Annotated in this window: 13 protein-coding genes; 5 read left to right on the forward strand and 8 right to left on the reverse strand. The window is 37.6% G+C overall.

Translation table 11 applies throughout. The features are described 5' to 3' along the window. Positions 1–482: 482 nt before the first annotated feature. Entirely contained in the window at positions 483–1,901 is a 1,419-nt protein-coding gene (gene tyrP, locus AB5M32_RS07050) for a tyrosine-tyramine antiporter (protein ID WP_178286906.1), read from the forward strand. Positions 1,902–2,223: 322 nt separating this feature from the next. After that, a complete protein-coding gene (gene nhaC / locus AB5M32_RS07055) occupies positions 2,224–3,600 on the forward strand; it encodes a Na+/H+ antiporter NhaC (protein WP_010720262.1) in 1,377 nt (458 codons plus the stop codon). Between the two features lie 182 nt (positions 3,601–3,782). Here nhaC and AB5M32_RS07060 read toward each other — a convergent pair whose 3' ends face one another. From AB5M32_RS07060 to AB5M32_RS07075, 4 genes are read right to left on the reverse strand one after another with little or no spacing between them, the layout of a single operon-like run. Further along, complete coding sequence (locus AB5M32_RS07060) at positions 3,783–4,793, reverse strand: LacI family DNA-binding transcriptional regulator (protein ID WP_178286905.1); 1,011 nt, start codon at positions 4,791–4,793, stop codon at positions 3,783–3,785. 18 nt (positions 4,794–4,811) lie between these two features. Beyond that, positions 4,812–5,834 carry an aldose epimerase family protein gene (locus AB5M32_RS07065; protein WP_161645472.1) on the reverse strand — a complete coding sequence of 341 codons (1,023 nt, stop codon included), beginning with the start codon at positions 5,832–5,834 and terminating at the stop codon, positions 4,812–4,814. Then, positions 5,827–6,492 (reverse strand): beta-phosphoglucomutase, encoded by a 666-nt coding sequence (gene pgmB, locus AB5M32_RS07070; protein ID WP_034699286.1) that lies wholly within the window; start codon positions 6,490–6,492, stop codon positions 5,827–5,829. The genes AB5M32_RS07065 and pgmB overlap by 8 nt, the downstream gene beginning before the upstream one ends. Continuing rightward, entirely contained in the window at positions 6,485–8,779 is a 2,295-nt protein-coding gene (locus AB5M32_RS07075) for a glycoside hydrolase family 65 protein (RefSeq protein WP_178286904.1), read from the reverse strand. Before AB5M32_RS07075 ends, pgmB begins: the two co-directional genes overlap by 8 nt. Before the next feature lie 306 nt (positions 8,780–9,085). On the opposite strand from AB5M32_RS07075, the gene AB5M32_RS07080 reads away from it, so the two are divergent. Next, positions 9,086–11,263, forward strand: coding sequence for a PTS transporter subunit IIBC (locus tag AB5M32_RS07080; protein ID WP_178286903.1), 2,178 nt, complete (start codon positions 9,086–9,088; stop codon positions 11,261–11,263). Between the two features lie 254 nt (positions 11,264–11,517). Then, positions 11,518–12,351: an endonuclease/exonuclease/phosphatase family protein gene (locus AB5M32_RS07085; protein WP_063626486.1), complete on the forward strand. Its 834-nt coding sequence runs from the start codon at positions 11,518–11,520 to the stop codon at positions 12,349–12,351. Between the two features lie 117 nt (positions 12,352–12,468). On the opposite strand, the gene AB5M32_RS07090 is transcribed toward AB5M32_RS07085, so the two are convergent. The 3 genes from AB5M32_RS07090 to AB5M32_RS07100 form a co-directional block, all read right to left on the reverse strand. Continuing rightward, positions 12,469–13,203, reverse strand: a complete 735-nt coding sequence (locus AB5M32_RS07090; protein WP_178286902.1) for a hypothetical protein — start codon at positions 13,201–13,203, stop codon at positions 12,469–12,471. Positions 13,204–13,422: 219 nt separating this feature from the next. Then, entirely contained in the window at positions 13,423–15,093 is a 1,671-nt protein-coding gene (locus AB5M32_RS07095; protein ID WP_178286901.1) for a hypothetical protein, read from the reverse strand. A 241-nt stretch (positions 15,094–15,334) separates the two neighbouring features. Then, positions 15,335–15,865, reverse strand: coding sequence for a phenolic acid decarboxylase (locus tag AB5M32_RS07100; protein WP_368024377.1), 531 nt, complete (start codon positions 15,863–15,865; stop codon positions 15,335–15,337). A gap of 103 nt (positions 15,866–15,968) precedes the next feature. On the opposite strand from AB5M32_RS07100, the gene AB5M32_RS07105 reads away from it, so the two are divergent. After that, entirely contained in the window at positions 15,969–16,514 is a 546-nt protein-coding gene (locus AB5M32_RS07105; RefSeq protein WP_063626489.1) for a PadR family transcriptional regulator, read from the forward strand. 184 nt (positions 16,515–16,698) lie between these two features. Here the strand turns inward: AB5M32_RS07105 and AB5M32_RS07110 are convergent, their stop codons facing one another. Beyond that, on the reverse strand, positions 16,699–17,178 hold the full coding sequence (locus AB5M32_RS07110) for a MerR family transcriptional regulator (RefSeq protein WP_010720251.1): 480 nt from the start codon (positions 17,176–17,178) through the stop codon (positions 16,699–16,701). Positions 17,179–17,297: the final 119 nt, after the last annotated feature.

The raw sequence follows: 17,297 nt of genomic DNA on the forward strand, positions 1-17,297 counted from the left end.
AGAAGTCACTTTTATTGTATGCTATAAAACCGAATAAACGGTGGTAGCTCAATCGAAAAATACAGTTGAAGGATCTTTAAAATACAAAAAGTTATTTTTTAGATTCTTCTGCTGGTTTTTCTGAGCTCAGCACTTCTGTTATCTGCTCAGGTGTTTTTTGTTTTACAGGTTGTCTTTGAAGCGATACAAGTAATCCGTTCAAAACAGCCGAGGTTGTAATGAAATAGCTTGCGCTCTTTTAGGTATTTGATATGAATGAAGAGAAAGATCGAAAAGCTTCAATACAAATACAGCGAATGGAACACAAGACTATTTCAGATTTTTCTTTTTTAGCAAATAATAACTAATAAAATCCAGTCACTAAGCATCGTTTTTATACTAAAAAAGTTGTGGGGAACAACCTCTTGGCTTTTGTCTTGCGACTTGGGATTACTTTGAAGACAACGTTTTTTTATTCAAAAAAAACAAGGAGCGTGTCAACAGTGAGTAAATCACAAGTAAGTAAAATGGGTCTTGGGACCTTTGTCGGTCTGACGATGGCTTTGTGTGCGACAGTTCGGAGTATTCCGACTTTAGCAGCCGTTGGTTGGACATTGATTTTTTATTCAATTTTTGCCGTACTGTTTTTTGCCGGTCCTATTTCGATGGTTTCTGGTGAGCTTTCTACGATGCTTCCACAAGAAGGTGGACCACAATTATGGGTCAAAACTGCCTTAGGAAGTAAATGGGGATTTGTTGTTGCCTGGTTGCTTTGGGTTCAAATGTTCCCAGGGATGGTTATGGTTGCATCAACATTAGGTCCATTATTAGGAAATACATTCGGGAACGTAGAATTAGGCAATAATCATTTATTTGTATTAGGTTGTATTTTAGTTATTTATTGGATCATTACAATTTTGAACTTGAAATTTGATATGGCCAAAGTTGGTGGGAACATCGGCGTTTGGTTAGGTGTGTATATCCCAGTGGTTATCATGTTTGTCCTTGGTTTATTCGCCGCATTCAAAGTGGGTCTAGTATCTAATGGTTACTTAGGAGATTTTTCTTGGTCAAAAGCTTTCCCAGATTTACAACATAGTGAATCATTGAAATATCTTGCAGGTATCACATTTATTTTTGTTGGTATCGAAATGAGTTCTGTTTACATGCCTCGTTTAAAAGATGCAACGAAAAACTACACTAAAGGGGTCTTTATTGCGTTGATTGGTCTTGTTTTATTGAACGTGATCAATGCAATGTTAGTTGCCAATGTTGTACCAAATGGAAAAATGGAATTAGCAAACATTACGCAACCAATCTTGATTTATTGCCAAATCCTTGGCTTACCAACAATTATTGGGAACATCTTCAGCTTTATGGTGTTTATCGGTGTGTTACTTCAATTATCTGCATGGGTAACTGGACCATCTAAAACGATTATCCAAGTAGCACGTGAAGGTTTCTTACCACCTAAATTTGGATTCCATAAAGAAAATGAATATGGTGTTTCTCGTAATGTCGTATTAACTCAATCAATCGTTATTTCATTATTCGCTTTACTTTATGGCGTAATGGATGACGTCAGTGCTGTATTCTTAACATTAACAAATGCTACAACTGTTATTTATTGTATCGTCTATATTTTGATTGCTGTTTCATTGATCAAAATGAGAAAAAGCCATCCAGATTTAGAACGTCCTTATCGAATTGGTAAAAAAGGAAATGGAATGGCTTGGGTAGTTAGCTGCATGTTGATTTTCTCTATCATTGCAGTAGTTGTATCCACTTTAGGAACATCTACCTTGACGGATGCATTATTGGTAGCAATTATTGCAATTGTTATGTTTGTCATTCCTTTGATCATCAATCGTTTTAAAAATGATTCTTGGGGAAGCGAAGTAGAAAAGAGTTTAAAAGAATAGAATAAATAAGAAGCAAGTAAAAAATGTAAATAGGGAAGGGGGCTATGACAAAAAACTTGTCACAGTCCCTTATTCCTAACAAACGGTGTTCCAGAAGTAGCTCATGTCTGTTACAGCATGGTTTGCCAAATGTATGCTTTTTAATCAGGGAACCTTTGCGAAAATAACGCTAATCATAAGGTTCAGCGGATTTGAGAAAATAATCGTCATTAGCATCGTCTATCCGCTAAAACAAAAAAATGATGCTATGACCAGTTGTCCTACCAAAAGAACGCTTTTTTTAGGTAGGGCTTTTTTTGTAAAAAAAATAGGAGAAGATACGATGAATAAAAAAATATCTGTGAAAGAAAGTATGGCAGTTTTATTCATATTGTTGGCGATATTAGGAATACTGATTATTGGATTTCAATTGTCTCCGCATATTCCTATACTAATCGCTTTCATGTGTTTGTTATTTTACGGACGATTTAGAGGTTTCTCATGGGATGAGATTCATGATGGGATTGTCAAAGGAATTACTCCAGGGATCATCCCAATTTTGATTTTTCTGTTGATTGGTGTTTTGGTAGCTTCGTGGATTTTATCTGGAACAATTCCAACGATCATGGTTTATGGTTTCCAATTGATCTCGGTTCGCTTTTTCTTACCGACTGCTTTTCTTGTTTGTGCAATCGTCGGGATTACGGTGGGAAGCTCATTTACAACGATTTCGACGATCGGTATTGCTTTTTTAGGAATCGGTCATATTTTAGGTTTTAGTGATGCGATGACGACAGGAGCAGTTGTTTCGGGGGCTTTTTTAGGAAATAATTGTTCGCCGTTATCTGATACTACGAACCTGGCGGCAGGGATCGGAGAAGTAAATTTATTTGAGCATATCGCTCAAATGCGTTACACTGATTTGCCGGCATTTTTAATTGCTATGTTATTTTATGTTTTTCTTGGGAATGGAAGTCACACAGCGGATCTACATGCGATCACGGATATGATCCAAAACATGAAAGCAGGTTTCTGGATCTCTCCATGGACGTTGATCCCATTAGTGATCTTGTTTGGTGGAGCGATTAAAAAAATTCCAGCGATTCCAACACTACTAGTTGGTTCAACTGCTGCGATTGTTCTTTCCTTCATCAATCAACCACATTTAACGATGTCAAAAGTAGCTAATATTTTAATGAACGGCTATGTTGCCCATACAGCAGACCCTAAAATCAATGAATTGCTTTCAAGAGGGGGAATTGTTAGTATGCTTGGTTCAGCAAGCTTGATTCTTCTAGCTTTAGCTTTGGGTGGCTTGTTGATCAAATATACGATTGTGGAAACGATTGTTCAGGAATTGCGAGAAAAAATGGATCGGCCTTCTCGCTTGGTTGGCTTTACAGCATTAAGCTGTATCGGGATCAATTTGATCGTAGGCGAACAGTACTTGTCGATCATTTTACCAGGCGAAACCTTTAAGCGATCGTTTGATCGTGCGGGCGTTAATAAAAAGTATCTTACCAGAACTTTGGCAGATGCTGGAGCAACCGTTAATTCACTCGTTCCGTGGGGAGTTAGTGGTACCTTTATTATGGGCACGATGAAAGTCAGTGCATTACAATATCTACCATTTACTTTCTTCTCGATCTTAGCACCGATTTTTACGATTTTGAGTGGTTTCTGGCTTAATCAAAAGATGAAAAAACGTACCAGTGAATAGTCTAGGCACCATCAAGGTTTGAGAACGAGAATCGAAATAGCTTTTTATACTCAGTTTCTTTTTCATGAAAAAGTTATTTGAAGAGTGTAGATTCTTAAAAAATGAACCTGTATAGTAAAAAAACAACTGAAGACACTACAAATAGTTTATTTGTGTGTTCAACAGTTGTTTTATTTTTTTTCTTATAAACGAGGAACGACGGTTTCTCGTTTGACGAGTTGATGAGGAATGACTAAACGAACACCGCTGCTGATTTCATCGTGGATCAATTCGTATAATTTTTGCATCGCAACCCTTCCTAATTCAGAAATATCGATATCGATACTGGTTAAATAAGGGTGAGTCAATGTAGCGAAAATAGAGTTATTGAAGCTGATGATCGATAGGGTATCAGGAATTCGATAGCCATACATCTGTGCTAGTTGCATCGTTCGTAAGGCAAAAATATCGTCAATGACTACAAGCGCTGTTGCTTGGGACTTTTTCAAAATGGCATCAAAAGCTAAATAATCTTCGGGTTGTTCGATCACTACACTAGGATGAACTGTAAGTCCAGCTAGCATCAAGGCTTTTTGGTAGCCAAAATAACGTTCGAAGTAAAGGCTCTCGTGGGTTGTATTGGTTACGAAAAGAATGTTTTCATGACCGTTTTGAATCAAGAAATCCGTGGCTTGTTTACCTAATAATTGGTTATCATTATCGACATAAATGATTTCATTCTCATGTCGGTAAGGCTGACCAATTAAAGTGAAAGGAATCTCATTCGTATAGAGATAATCTATGACAGGATCTTCACTGTCGGAATAAACTAAAATAAACCCATCGACTTGTTTTTGCAGATGCATCCGTTGCACGTTTTCTAATAAAGTATCAAAATTTTTGGCTGTTGCTATAGCAGTTGTCAGATCATAACGGCGTGCTTCTTCATTGATCGCTTCCATGATCTCAAGATAAAAAGGATTCCCAATCCGTTCTTTTGAATCAAGGGGTGGGAGAATGACGCCAATTGCGCTAGAAATTCTTTTCCCTAGATTTCTAGCAGTGATATTTGGTACATAGCCTAGTTCATCCATGACTTTTCGTACTTTCTTTTTGGTTGCCTCTGAGATGCTTGGATGGTCATTGATGACCCGTGAAACAGTCGAGGTCGCAACACCAGCTTTTTTGGCTACATCCTTCACTGTGATCGCCATAAACGATACACCTCTTTTCTAGACTTGCTTTTCATTTAAACGATGAAATTGATAAGTGGTAGAGCAAATTTTTTCTTGTCCCGGATATAATGCGATTGACCCAAATTCAGGGAAATGAACGGCATCAGGAAGTTCTTGTGGTTCAATTGCCAACCCATAATTTGAGTGCATTTTTTGGCCATTGATTAAAAAATCTGCTTCAAATCCAGTCGTAGAAAATAATACCATACTTTTGCTCGTCGTTGCTATAGACAACTGGCGACCAGCTTGCTTTTCGGTCAAGGTAAGTATTTTCTTCGTTCGTTTAGGCGTACTTAAAACAAAAGCATCATCTAGTCCGTTTGGATCATTCGTTAAAATTTCCATTAGCGAATGTGAGTGTTTAAAATTAAGCGGTAAGTCGCTGAGAGCGATCACTTCACCAGTTGGTATTTTTTCGTGATCTAAGGCTAATATTCCATCTGTTTGGATCGTTAGTTCATGATCGTAGATATCTCGTTTGCCATTGCCAGAAAGATTGAAATACGCATGATTCGTTGGGTTGCAGATAGTTTCAGTCGAGCTGCTTGTCTTGGTGATCATTTCTAATTTATTTTGGGTTATCTGATACGTAACGGTTGCGGTGATCGGACCGGGATAACCGGAAAAAGTATCCTGCAAATAAAAAACAACACCGATCGCTGTAGGAGTCTCAAAAACTTCTACCTCCCAATACTGAAATGCCCAACCGTTTGAACCACCATGGATATGGTGATTTCCTTCGTTTTTTTCTAGCTGATGATCAGCCCAAGAGCCATTTTTAATTCTGCCAGCAACTGGTCCAATCGTTGCCCCAAAATAGCTTTGATCTTTTAAAACGTCTTCTAAGGAATCATAAGATAATAAGACATTTTCTAAGTGACCATTTTTATCTGGAGCTAGAATTTGATGAAGCCTTGCCCCGTAGTTGAGAAGAACGACTGTGAGTTCGTCGTTCTTCAATGTGATTTGCTTCAAGTTGGTGTTGGGAATGGGGATCACAGTGATGGAAGGTTTAGACATACTGTGTCCACTCATTTTTTAAATAGTCTAGTGTAAGGCAAGTCGTATCAGGTACGACTGGGATATCTTTTCCAAGGTCTTCTATTCGTCCAACACCAATTGGAAATGCCCCGCTAGCACGGATTGCTTTGATCCCAGATTGTGCATCTTCGATCCCGATGCATTCTTGTGGGGATAAGCCAATTTCTTTTGCGGCCAATAAGAAAATATCGGGAGCCGGCTTACCCAGTTTGATCGTTGCAGGATCGGCAATTGCATCGAAAAATGGCGTTAATGCCATTTTAGCAAGGAGAAAAGGTCCGTTTTTACTGGCTGAAGCAAGAGCAATCTTGATCTTGTTTGCTCTCAATTCTTCAAGTAATGGCAATATCCCTGGAAAAACATCTGCAGGTGTGATTGCTTGAATCATTTCAAGATAGTACTCATTTTTTCTGTGCGCTAATTCTTGGAATTCTTGTGGGGAAAACTCACTTTCTTTTTGTCCGTAGGAAAGCAATAAGCGAAGTGAATCTTCTCGACTAACCCCTTTCAATTGTTCGTTGAATGTTCGATCAATGGGAACACCGATTTCCTGACCTAATTTTTTCCAAGCGCGATAATGGAACTCCGCAGTATCTGTAATCACCCCATCTAAGTCAAACAAAACTCCTTTAAACATCTAATTCCTCCTTACGCAAAGGTACTTTTAACTGGTCTTCTAAAAGATAGGCTTTTTCGTACACCTTTAATGGGCAACTTTCGCCTGATACTAAGGTCAATTGCACCTGTTCACTAGACACCGAAACAAATAATAAACGACCACGATAATTCACATGGAAGGAGTAGGCTGTCCACGTGTTTGGTAAGAAAGGAGCAAAACGTAACTGTTCATGATCTGTTTTCATTTGAGCGAATCCTTGGACGATTGCGAGCCAACTACCAGTCATCGATGTGATGTGTAATCCGTCTTCGGTATCGTTATTATAATTATCTAAATCAAGGCGGGCTGTCCGTTGATACATTTCCACTGCCTTATCCTCCATACCTAATTCAGCAGCTAAAATGGCATGGATGCTTGGTGAAAGGGAAGACTCATGAACGGTCATTGGTTCGTAAAAATCAAAGTTTCGTTGTTTTTCTTCTTTGCTAAACGAGTCGTTGAAGAAATAGATTCCTTGTAGCACATCCGCCTGCTTAATGAAACAAGAACGCAAAATTTTGTCCCAAGACCAATGTTGGTTTAATGGAAGCTCGCTAGGAGATAGCTCTGATACCGGCAATAATTCTTTATCTAAAAATGTATCATGTTGGACAAAAATACCTAATTCTTCATCTTTAGGAAAATACATATTTTCTGCAATGGTTTGCCAATTCGTTAGTTCTTCGTCAGTGACCGTTACAGCAGTTTCTGTTTGGAATTTTAAATAGTTTTCCCGGGTATACGTTAATACCCAGCAAGCTATCGTATTGGTATACCAGTTGTTATTGATGTTGTTTTCATATTCATTCGGACCAGTCACGCCATGGATCATATATTTGTTATGACGTTTTGAAAAATGAACCCGATCTGCCCAAAAACGAGCAATCTCAACTAATACTTCTAACCCTTCTTTTTTCAAATAAGCGGTGTCACCTGTATAGTTCGTATAGTTGTAAATCGCATAAGCGATCGCACCGTTACGATGGATTTCTTCAAAGGTGATTTCCCATTCGTTGTGGCATTCGACTCCTGTAAAAGTAACCATTGGGTACAAGGCGCCTTTTAACCCTTGTTGTTGGGCATTATGAATAGCTTGAGGCAATTGATTATGGCGATATTTAAGGAGATTTTTTGTCACTTCAGGTTTTGCCAAAGCAAGATATAAGGGGACAGCGTAAGCTTCCGTATCCCAATAAGTAGCACCACCGTATTTTTCTCCTGTAAAGCCTTTGGGTCCAATATTCAAACGTTCATCTTCGCCGTAATAAGTAGAAAATAGTTGGAAAAGATTGAAACGAATCCCTTGCTGTGCTTCCTCGTCACCTTCGATCACCACATCAGCCAGTGCCCAGCGTTTGCTCCAAGCAGTGGTTTGTTCTGCTTTTGCTTGCAGATAATGACTTTGTAAGTCACTAAATTCTTGGAGAATCTGTTGGACTTGCTGTGCTTCGGGGATGTCACGGCTCGTCAACACAAGTACTTCTTTATCAAGTGTCACGGATTGATTCGTTGTTAAGTCGAAAGAAAATTCCCCAAGGACGGCTAATGTATCTTCGTGGTAAATTGGTTGCGCTAATTCTTCATTCACGAAATGTCTCATGGCAGCTGTTACGGTAAATTGTTCGATCGCAAAATTATTTGGAATCGTTTTGGTCATTAAGTAGGCTGTTTCATCAGAAGTACCTCGACCGATTTCATTCCAAAAATGTTCATCATAGTTACTATCTTCATTTTGAACGTTACTATCCAATTTAGAGATGACTTTGACCGTGCCATTTCCTTCGAGCATCGTAACTGTTAAACGAATATAAGCAGCTTCGTTTTTGACGATACTTAAAAAACGTTCAAAGGTGATCTTTAGTTTGTTAGTTGCAGTCGTTACTGTATAACTACGTGATAACACACCGTTTTTCATATTCAATTCCCAATAAAAGTCTTCTGGTTCGATTGTAGCAAGGTCTAATAATTGCTCATCGATATAGACATCCATGGCAATAAAATTGATTGCATTAATCACCTTGCCAAAATATTCGGGATAGCCATTTTTCCACCAACCAACACGAGTCTTATCGGGGTACCAAACCCCAGCTAAATAAGTTCCTTGATGATGATCACCTGAATAGGCTTCTTCAAAATTCCCTCGCATGCCCATGTATCCGTTACCAATACTAGTTAAAGATTCCTGTAAACGGAGATTTTCCCGATCTAATGTGTTGGTGCTGATCTTCCAAGGATCAATTTGAAATAGGCGCTTGATTTGTTTCATTGTACTCCTCCTAGATAATTTCATTGATACGTTTATAATAAACGCAACCGATTGCGTAAGTCAATATAAATAAAGCAGAATTTTTTAGCGGGGATTTAAAACAAAGAAATGAAAAGATAATTTTCCTGGAAAACATTCACTGTTTTGATAATAAGTTACTATTAAATGCGAAAAGAAAATGATTCTTCTGATAGCGACTGTTTGGGTAGAAAGTGAATAAAATCAAAAATAAAGCATTTACAAAAAAAGAAACAAAGGCTATAATAACTAACAACGAAACCGATTGCATAAAGGAGAGCAGGAGTTATGAAGAAATTATTTAATTTTGAGTTTTGGCAAAAATTTGGGAAAGCTTTAATGGTTGTTGTGGCAGTGATGCCAGCTGCGGGTTTGATGATCAGCATCGGGAAATCTATCCCGTTGATTGACCCTAACTTAGCTTTTTTAGTAACAACGGGTGGTGTCATTGAAAATATTGGTTGGGCGATCATCGGGAATTTACATCTGTTGTTTGCTTTAGCAATAGGTGGAAGTTGGGCAAAAGAGCGTGCGGGTGGTGCTTTTGCAGCAGGGATCTCATTTGTTTTGATCAACCGGATCACGGGAGCGATTTTCGGAGTGACGAGTGAGATGCTAGCAAATGAAGATGCCTTTACCCATACATTATTTGGCACGAAGATCATGGTCAAAGGATTTTTTACTAGTGTATTAGAGGCACCTGCGTTGAATATGGGCGTGTTTGTAGGGATTATTGCTGGTTTTGTTGGTGCAATGGCCTATAATAAATATTACAATTATCGTAAATTGCCTGATGCGTTATCTTTCTTTAATGGAAAACGATTTGTTCCTTTTGTAGTGATTCTTTGGTCAACGATTGTAGCTTTAGTATTGGCTGTTGTCTGGCCAAATGTCCAAGCAGGTATTAATAATTTTGGTCTTTGGATTGCTCAGTCACAAGAAAGTGCACCGGTTTTAGCGCCATTTCTTTATGGTACCTTAGAAAGATTATTGTTACCTTTTGGTTTGCATCATATGTTGACGATTCCGATCAATTATACGCAATTAGGGGGCACGTATGAAATCTTATCTGGTGCACAAGCAGGAACGCAAGTCTTTGGGCAAGATCCTTTATGGTTAGCTTGGGCTACTGATTTGGTGAATTTAAAAGGTGCGGGGGATTTATCACAGTATGAATTTGTGTTGAACAACTGGACACCAGCTCGTTTTAAAGTGGGGCAAATGATTGGTTCTTCTGGTATTTTGATGGGGTTAGCTTTAGCTATGTATCGAAATGTTGATCTTGATAAAAAAGCACGCTATCGTTCCATGTATTTCTCAGCTGCATTAGCTGTTTTTCTAACAGGGGTTACTGAACCATTAGAATTTATGTTTATGTTTGCTGCAGTTCCACTTTATATTGTTTATTCTGTGATCCAAGGGGCAGCATTTGCAATGGCAGATTTATTACCGTTACGTGTTCATTCCTTTGGAAATATCGAATTGTTAACTAGAACTCCTCTAGCGATGAAAGCGGGACTTGGTGGCGATTTGCTTAACTTCGTCATTTGCGTCATTTTGTTTGGAGTCGTTACGTACTTTGTGGCAAACTTCATGATTAAAAAATTCAATTTTGCTACACCAGGGCGTAATGGTAATTATGATAGTGACAGTAACGATAGCAATGGGAATGGAGAACAAACGACAGTCCAAGCTGGCACGTCAGATCCACAAATCATCAAAATCATTCATTTATTAGGCGGGAAAGATAATATCAAAGATGTAGATGCGTGTATGACACGTTTACGTGTGAGTGTAGCTGATCGTGAGAAAGTAGGTTCAGAAGAAGAATGGAAACGTGCAGGCGCTATGGGGCTAATCGTCAAAGATAATGGTGTACAAGCTGTCTATGGTCCAAAAGCCGATGTATTAAAATCAGATATCGAAGATTTGCTTCAATCGGGGGCGCCTATTCCTGCTCCAGTAGAAGAAGTGGTCGTTGAAAAAGACACAGTTAATAACCAAACGTTAGGTATACGAAAAGAGTTGCAGACTGTAGCAGCTGGTGAAGTGATAGACTTGGCAACAGTCAACGATCCTGTTTTTTCAAAGAAAATGATGGGGGATGGCTTTGCTGTTATTCCGACGACTGGTGAAGTTGTGGCACCTATTACTGGGAAAGTAGTTAGTATTTTTCCAACCAAACATGCTATTGGAATGGAAACAGAAGAAGGTGCAGAAGTACTAATCCATATGGGAATCGACACAGTCCAAATGGATCAACCAGCTTTTGAAATCCTGGTAACAGAAGGTCAAACCGTTGAAGCAGGAGCAAAACTGGCACAAATGAATCTAACCGAAATCAAAAATGAAGGAAAAGATATAACGATTATGGTGGTATTTACGGATGGGAAAGTCAATGAAATGATTCTCAAACATTTAGGACCAACGGAATTAGGAACAGTAATTGGCGAAATAAAACTGTGATCATTATAAAAGACACCCAACAATAATGAGTAAGATGACCAGTACCAAATTTAATTCCTTATTTGGTTTCCGATAGTCAGTTTTTCTGTTTCTCAAATAAGTCTGAAAACACGAAAACGCTATACTTCGTTTTTGAGTTCTCAGACTTATTTTTTTGAATATCTGCGAGCGGGTAAACAATCACGGCTAATAATCCATGGCTGTCCTATCATAAAAGAAATGAAGTAAGTTTTAATCAATAAGGAGAATTGAAGATGAAGATGATGACTTTGAATACACATAGCTGGTTAGAAGAATCACCAGAAGAAAAGATGCGCCAGATCGTAGATAAAATCTGTCAAGCAGATTATGATGTGATTGCTTTACAAGAAGTCAATCAACTAATCACTTCCGAAAGTATCGTGAATGAAGAATTAAACAAATTTTGTCCAGTTATAGAACAATCGCCCGTCCATGTCGATAATTTTGCTTATTGTTTGGTGCGCTACTTAGCCAAACAAGGGAAAGACTATTATTGGAGTTGGGAAATGAGTCATGTCGGTTATGGGATTTATGAAGAGGGGAATGCGCTGCTTTCTAAGACACCACTAACCAGTGAAGCAATCTATGTTTCTGAAACAAAGCAAAAAGAGGATTACCACACTCGGAAAATTTTGATCAGTCAGACGATGATCGATGACCAAACAATCACTCTAGCAAGCTGTCATTTTTCTTGGTGGATAGATGAAACGAAGGGCTTTGCTTTTGAATGGCATCGCTTGATGGAACACTTAGCTAATCTCTCAAATCCGCTGTTTTTAATGGGGGATTTTAACAATCCAGCAGGAGAGGCAGGCTATCGCTTGGTTGAAAAAAGCCCTCTTGCGATTGTCGATTCCTATACTGTTGCCCAAGAAGTTCATGGTCAGGCAACCATTGAACAGAAAATCGATGGATGGGAAACGAATACAGAGCAGTTACGAATCGATTATATCTATGTACCACAGGAATTCTCAGTTCCTTCTTATCGTAGTATTTTTGATGGAAAACAAGAAATCATTGTAAGTGACCATTATGGAGTAGAGATAACGGTCAGCCCCATTCAATAAAAATGATCAAAAAGACCCGTGGAAAGAAAAATGGATAAATCCTTTCTTTCCATGGGTCTTTTTGATTGCAACAGCTTCAGCTACGTGCAGAAATTTGATTAGATAATGAAATGACTGTTAGTGCGATGGGAAGCACCAAGGAGGAAGGCAATAAAATTCTCTGTTTCTTTGGCCTCTGCATTGTTTTTTTAACTCGGCTGGACTTTTTTTCCGCGGGGCAGAAATGAGGTCTCGAACTTTTTTCAAGGAGTTGGACTCTTTAGTTACCGGTGTATTTTTTTGTAAATTGGTACTATGTAGTACTTCCTCATGTAAAATATCAAAATGGTCTATAAATCGATCTTTATCGGAATCGGTTAGAATTGGCAAGTTATCTAAAAGATTCAAAAGTACAACGAGGGACTCTTTGATTTTAGGCTCATGAGGTTGCAGCTCTTCACCGCTAGGCTCACGATGTGGCAGTTCATTAATTAACTGCTCTATGATGCTTGTCAGCTCTTTTACCTCTTCAGGAGAGTTTGCAGTTTTTTTTAAAATGTCTAAAATGGTATTTCTTTTAGAATAATCTTGGTCATTAATACAAGTTGATTTACTCGTTGACTGAACATTTGAAATGGGCGTAGGGGATCGATCACCGATTACAGTTACATATAGCGGCTCAGTCTTACTATTTGGCAGCTCATACAGCCGTTCATCAGTTGATTCTTTAATTGATAGCGAATCCTCAGGTAGATCTTTAAGTATCATTTTAAGGTGAGACTCAGTATTAAGGGTAGTATTCGTAGATTGATGAACAAAAGCATGTCCGATTTTTTTTTTCAAAGTCAATTGTCGATTCGTTGTTTGAGGCATATGTATCACTCCTTCTTTTCTGTATTCTAGTATAGTTTATAAAAGAAGAGAGTAAATAAATATTTTTTCTTATGTTTAGAAAAAAAAGTAGCTACTAACACGATTCGTTTATTAGGACTACTATATTTGACGATTTGTTTGCTATTTTATAAAAAGGTATAAAAAAGAGACAGCTTCCGTGTTGAGATATTCTCTTTTTGATCCACAGAAGCCAGTCCCTTATTTTTTAGTTATCCTCCCAACCTGGTAACGATTTTTGACAAAGAGTCCGATCAAAACGAACCAACCAATCAGGAAGAATGCCATCACAAAGTAAAAGAAAATTGGTAAATCATAATAGAGAGTGATCTCATTGATTCCATTGTGCTGTTTGACGATAGGAGTACCGATATCTGTTAATTGATAATCTGTCAATTTTTTGCCGTGTTGCAGTAACACTGTGCGGTCATAGACAATGACTGGTAAATGGACAGTTTCTTCCCCAGTGTTTTTCCATTTGATCGTTAAACGTCCTCCAGGATGAGATTTAATGAACGTGGTTTCTCCCTCCAAGATTTCTTCATTATAGCGATCATATTTATTTGCTTTAGTTTCATGATAGATTGGTAGATAATCGGGTGTTGTCTTTTGAAAAACGAATAAACTAGTCGACATATCATGGTCATAAAATGTTTTTCTTGCCTCTGCTGGTGTATCAAAGAGATACGTGTGACGGCTGACAAATGTTTCGTCTTGCCATTTATCCAGATGCTGATAGAGGTTTTGGATCGTTTGTGCAGAAGCGACAAAGAGAAATAGGACACTCAACGCACGATACCAATTTTTCTTTTCCCATTGATTTAGCGCAAGCGCTAAAAAGAGTAGAAAGAGCAAGGTAAATGGGACAAAGAAACGAAAAGGAAACTGGATCAAGCTTACGAAAGGTACCTCTTTTTCCACTAGTGTTGTCCAAGGGATCAAACTGGTTGAAAGTAGGAAGAATCCAAGACTTGTGCGTAAAAGTAACTTTGTAAAAATGTCGTAGTGACGGCGGAAAAGAAGATACAGTATTAGTCCGATCAATAAAAAAATTGGGAAAATCTTGGGATACGCTAGCCAATAGCTGCCATCCAGATTGATTGCTTTTTGGCTCATCTCTCGGTTGACAAAAGGTGGCAAAATCTTATTTCCACCATAGACGATAGCTAATCCTGCCCAAATATTTGCTGTTAGTACAAAATAAAAGAGGACAGATTTGATCAGTTGCCCGATTGCTTTGCCTTTTTCTGTCTGAGTAAAGAAATAATAAAGATAAAAAGGGATATACATCAGTACCAACATAACGGTGGACAGTAAGTGGATCTGAGTCATCAGTGCAATTGAAAAGGTAACTTTCAAGACAGGAAATCTTTTATGAACAACAAAGTCCACTAATGGAATCATGCATAAGGGATAAAAACAGGTGCCCCAACTGGTAAAGCCCTGATTGATTGCCCAATATTGAATGGAATAAGTCGTCATAAATAATACCGAGATTGGTATGCTGACCCATTTTTTCACCTGTACATAATTCAATAGTGTCAACATCGACCAACCAGAAATCACAAAGAGAATAAAGTTTGATAAGATTTGATAGTGGAACCAACTGCCTGAAACTAAAACGATTAAGCCTTGAAAATAAGCAAACAACGGACCATAGATCGCATTGACGATACGCCCGCTTTGCTGAAATCCATACATGGAAGGGAAATAATGGAAATCCCAATTAGCGAATTGTTCAGCGGCATCGTAAAAACGGTTATAATGAAATGGTGCATCTGCTCCAATGATAAGGTCATGTGTTAGGATATTTGGCATAACAAATAAGAATGCAAATAGTAAAATTGTCAAATACGGAACATATTTTTTCAATTGTCATACTCCTTTTTTGATAGTGTAACTTATTTAATCATAAAGCTTACCTAAAAGAGTGGCAAGAAATTCGAAAAAATATGAAAAAAATTATCATTATTACAGGAAATTTTCAAAATACATCCTTTGTTGCTCGCTTTATTTAGATCAATAGTTAATTAAAAAAACAGCCATAGTATGAGATGCTATGGTTGTTTTTCCCTATTCGTATAAGACTAATAGTCAAATCTACGAATGATTCTTATTTTATCCGTTTATAGTTTTTATCAAAATAACGACCTTCTCGGATATCACTAGGCATTCCTTCATAAGGAGCTTCACTAATGACATCTTCATTATTGAGACCAGCATCGCCCATATAAGTAATGTTAGCGAACTCTGGTACTAACAATTTTGGATAAGTTTCATATTTTTCACGTGCTGCTTCCATCTCAGCTATATGTTCATTTTGGAAAGTAACTGTGATCTCAGGATGTTCTTCAACCCATTTAGGAAAGAAAATCGTTCCATGTAATTTTTTTTCATTGGGCATGAAATCCAAGGCCACGTCAGTACCAGTTGGTTCAGTCCAAGTAATTTTGAAGACGCCATCTGTTAACTTAACGATATCTGCTTCTTGATCTTTGACCCAACGGCCTTTGACCATTCCGCCGTGAATTCTATAGTCGATAGTATGGTCATTTTTAGCATACCATTCATATTCCCAACCATTATCGTACGTATAAATAAAGTGTGTACCGATAAAATCTTCTAGTTCTTTAAATTCTTTCATGAAACAACAGCTCCTTTTAAATTAAAACATGTAATAAAGTACATGTTTTTGATTACGTGATTATGATAGAATGAATAAAAGGATTTGTCAAGGAGGAGAGAGCATGGCGAGAAAAAATACGCTACGCTATATTTTGTTAGGATTGTTGAGTAAAAAAAAGATGACAGGCTATGAATTAAACCAATCGTTCAAAAATGAAATCGGTGAGTTTTGGCAAGCGAAGCATAGTCAAATTTATCCTGAATTAGCAAGAATGGAAGAACGAGGGATCATCAAACATGAAGTTGAAATTACAGGGATGAAATTGGAGAAGAAAGTCTATCAATTAACGGATGAAGGAAAGGCATTGTTAAACGAATGGATTCGGACGCCAACGAATGAATTACCAGTCAATCGAGACGAGTTTGTGTTGAAATTATATTTTGTGAAAGATGTGAATGATCCGATGTTGAGAGAGATCATTGAGCAGCAACGGGATCTCCATGAAGAAAAGCGAGCACATCTATTGGCACGTCAAGAGAGGATATTTCCAACAAGAAAAGAACAAGAAGAAAATTATGGACACTATTTGATTTTATCCCATGCGATCAATCGAGAAACAGAATATGCGAATTGGTTGACGGGCGTATTAGAAGAGCAAAAAAGATAGAAATAATAAATGGAATAGAGAATATAAGATAAACTTAATTGAATAACTTCATTTAATGATAGTAGTGAATTGAAAAAGATAGAAAAGAAGCAAAAAATGTAGTCGATTATCGTCAATTTCTTAAACTGTTTTGGTAAAACACATGAGAAATTGGGAGAATTGACTACATTTTATTTTCCATTGCTTAAAGATTTTTCAATAATTGTTCGAAATCAATTTTTTCGCTTACGGGGACAATTTTATATGTGAGTTCATCTGTTGCTTCATCGTGGATGATATAAAGTTTTGAGTCTTCAGTTGTCTCTTTGAAATCACCGATCAATAAAACAGTATATCTTTCATCAATCAATTCGATTTCTTTGATTGCTTTGGAAAAAACTTTGCGGACATGCTTCATTTTTTTTAGACGTTCTTCGGCTTTTTCAGCTGATTTGTTCAACGTATAGCCTTCATCTAAATATTTTTTGATAATCTCAACCTTGATAACAGTAGGTAATTGATATTTTCGAGGACAATTCACACCAGTAGAAACGGAACGAATGAATTCTTTTTGTTCCCAATATCGTAACTGACGTGGAGACACACCGACAATTTCACTTAGTTCACTGATTCCTACCAGTAAATGATCATTTTCTAATAAACGTTTCAGGGATGCTCCTACCATTTTTGTCCCTCCTTTTGTTGTCTAACTTTCCTTAATTATACTTGGGATAACTTATGTGTCAAGTAGGTTGACAAATGAACGAAATAGGACTAAAGTATTCAAGTGGTTTCAGAAAGAAT

The organism is Enterococcus sp. C57, assembly GCF_040887305.1.
GTDB classification, from domain to species: domain Bacteria; phylum Bacillota; class Bacilli; order Lactobacillales; family Enterococcaceae; genus Enterococcus_B; species Enterococcus_B hirae.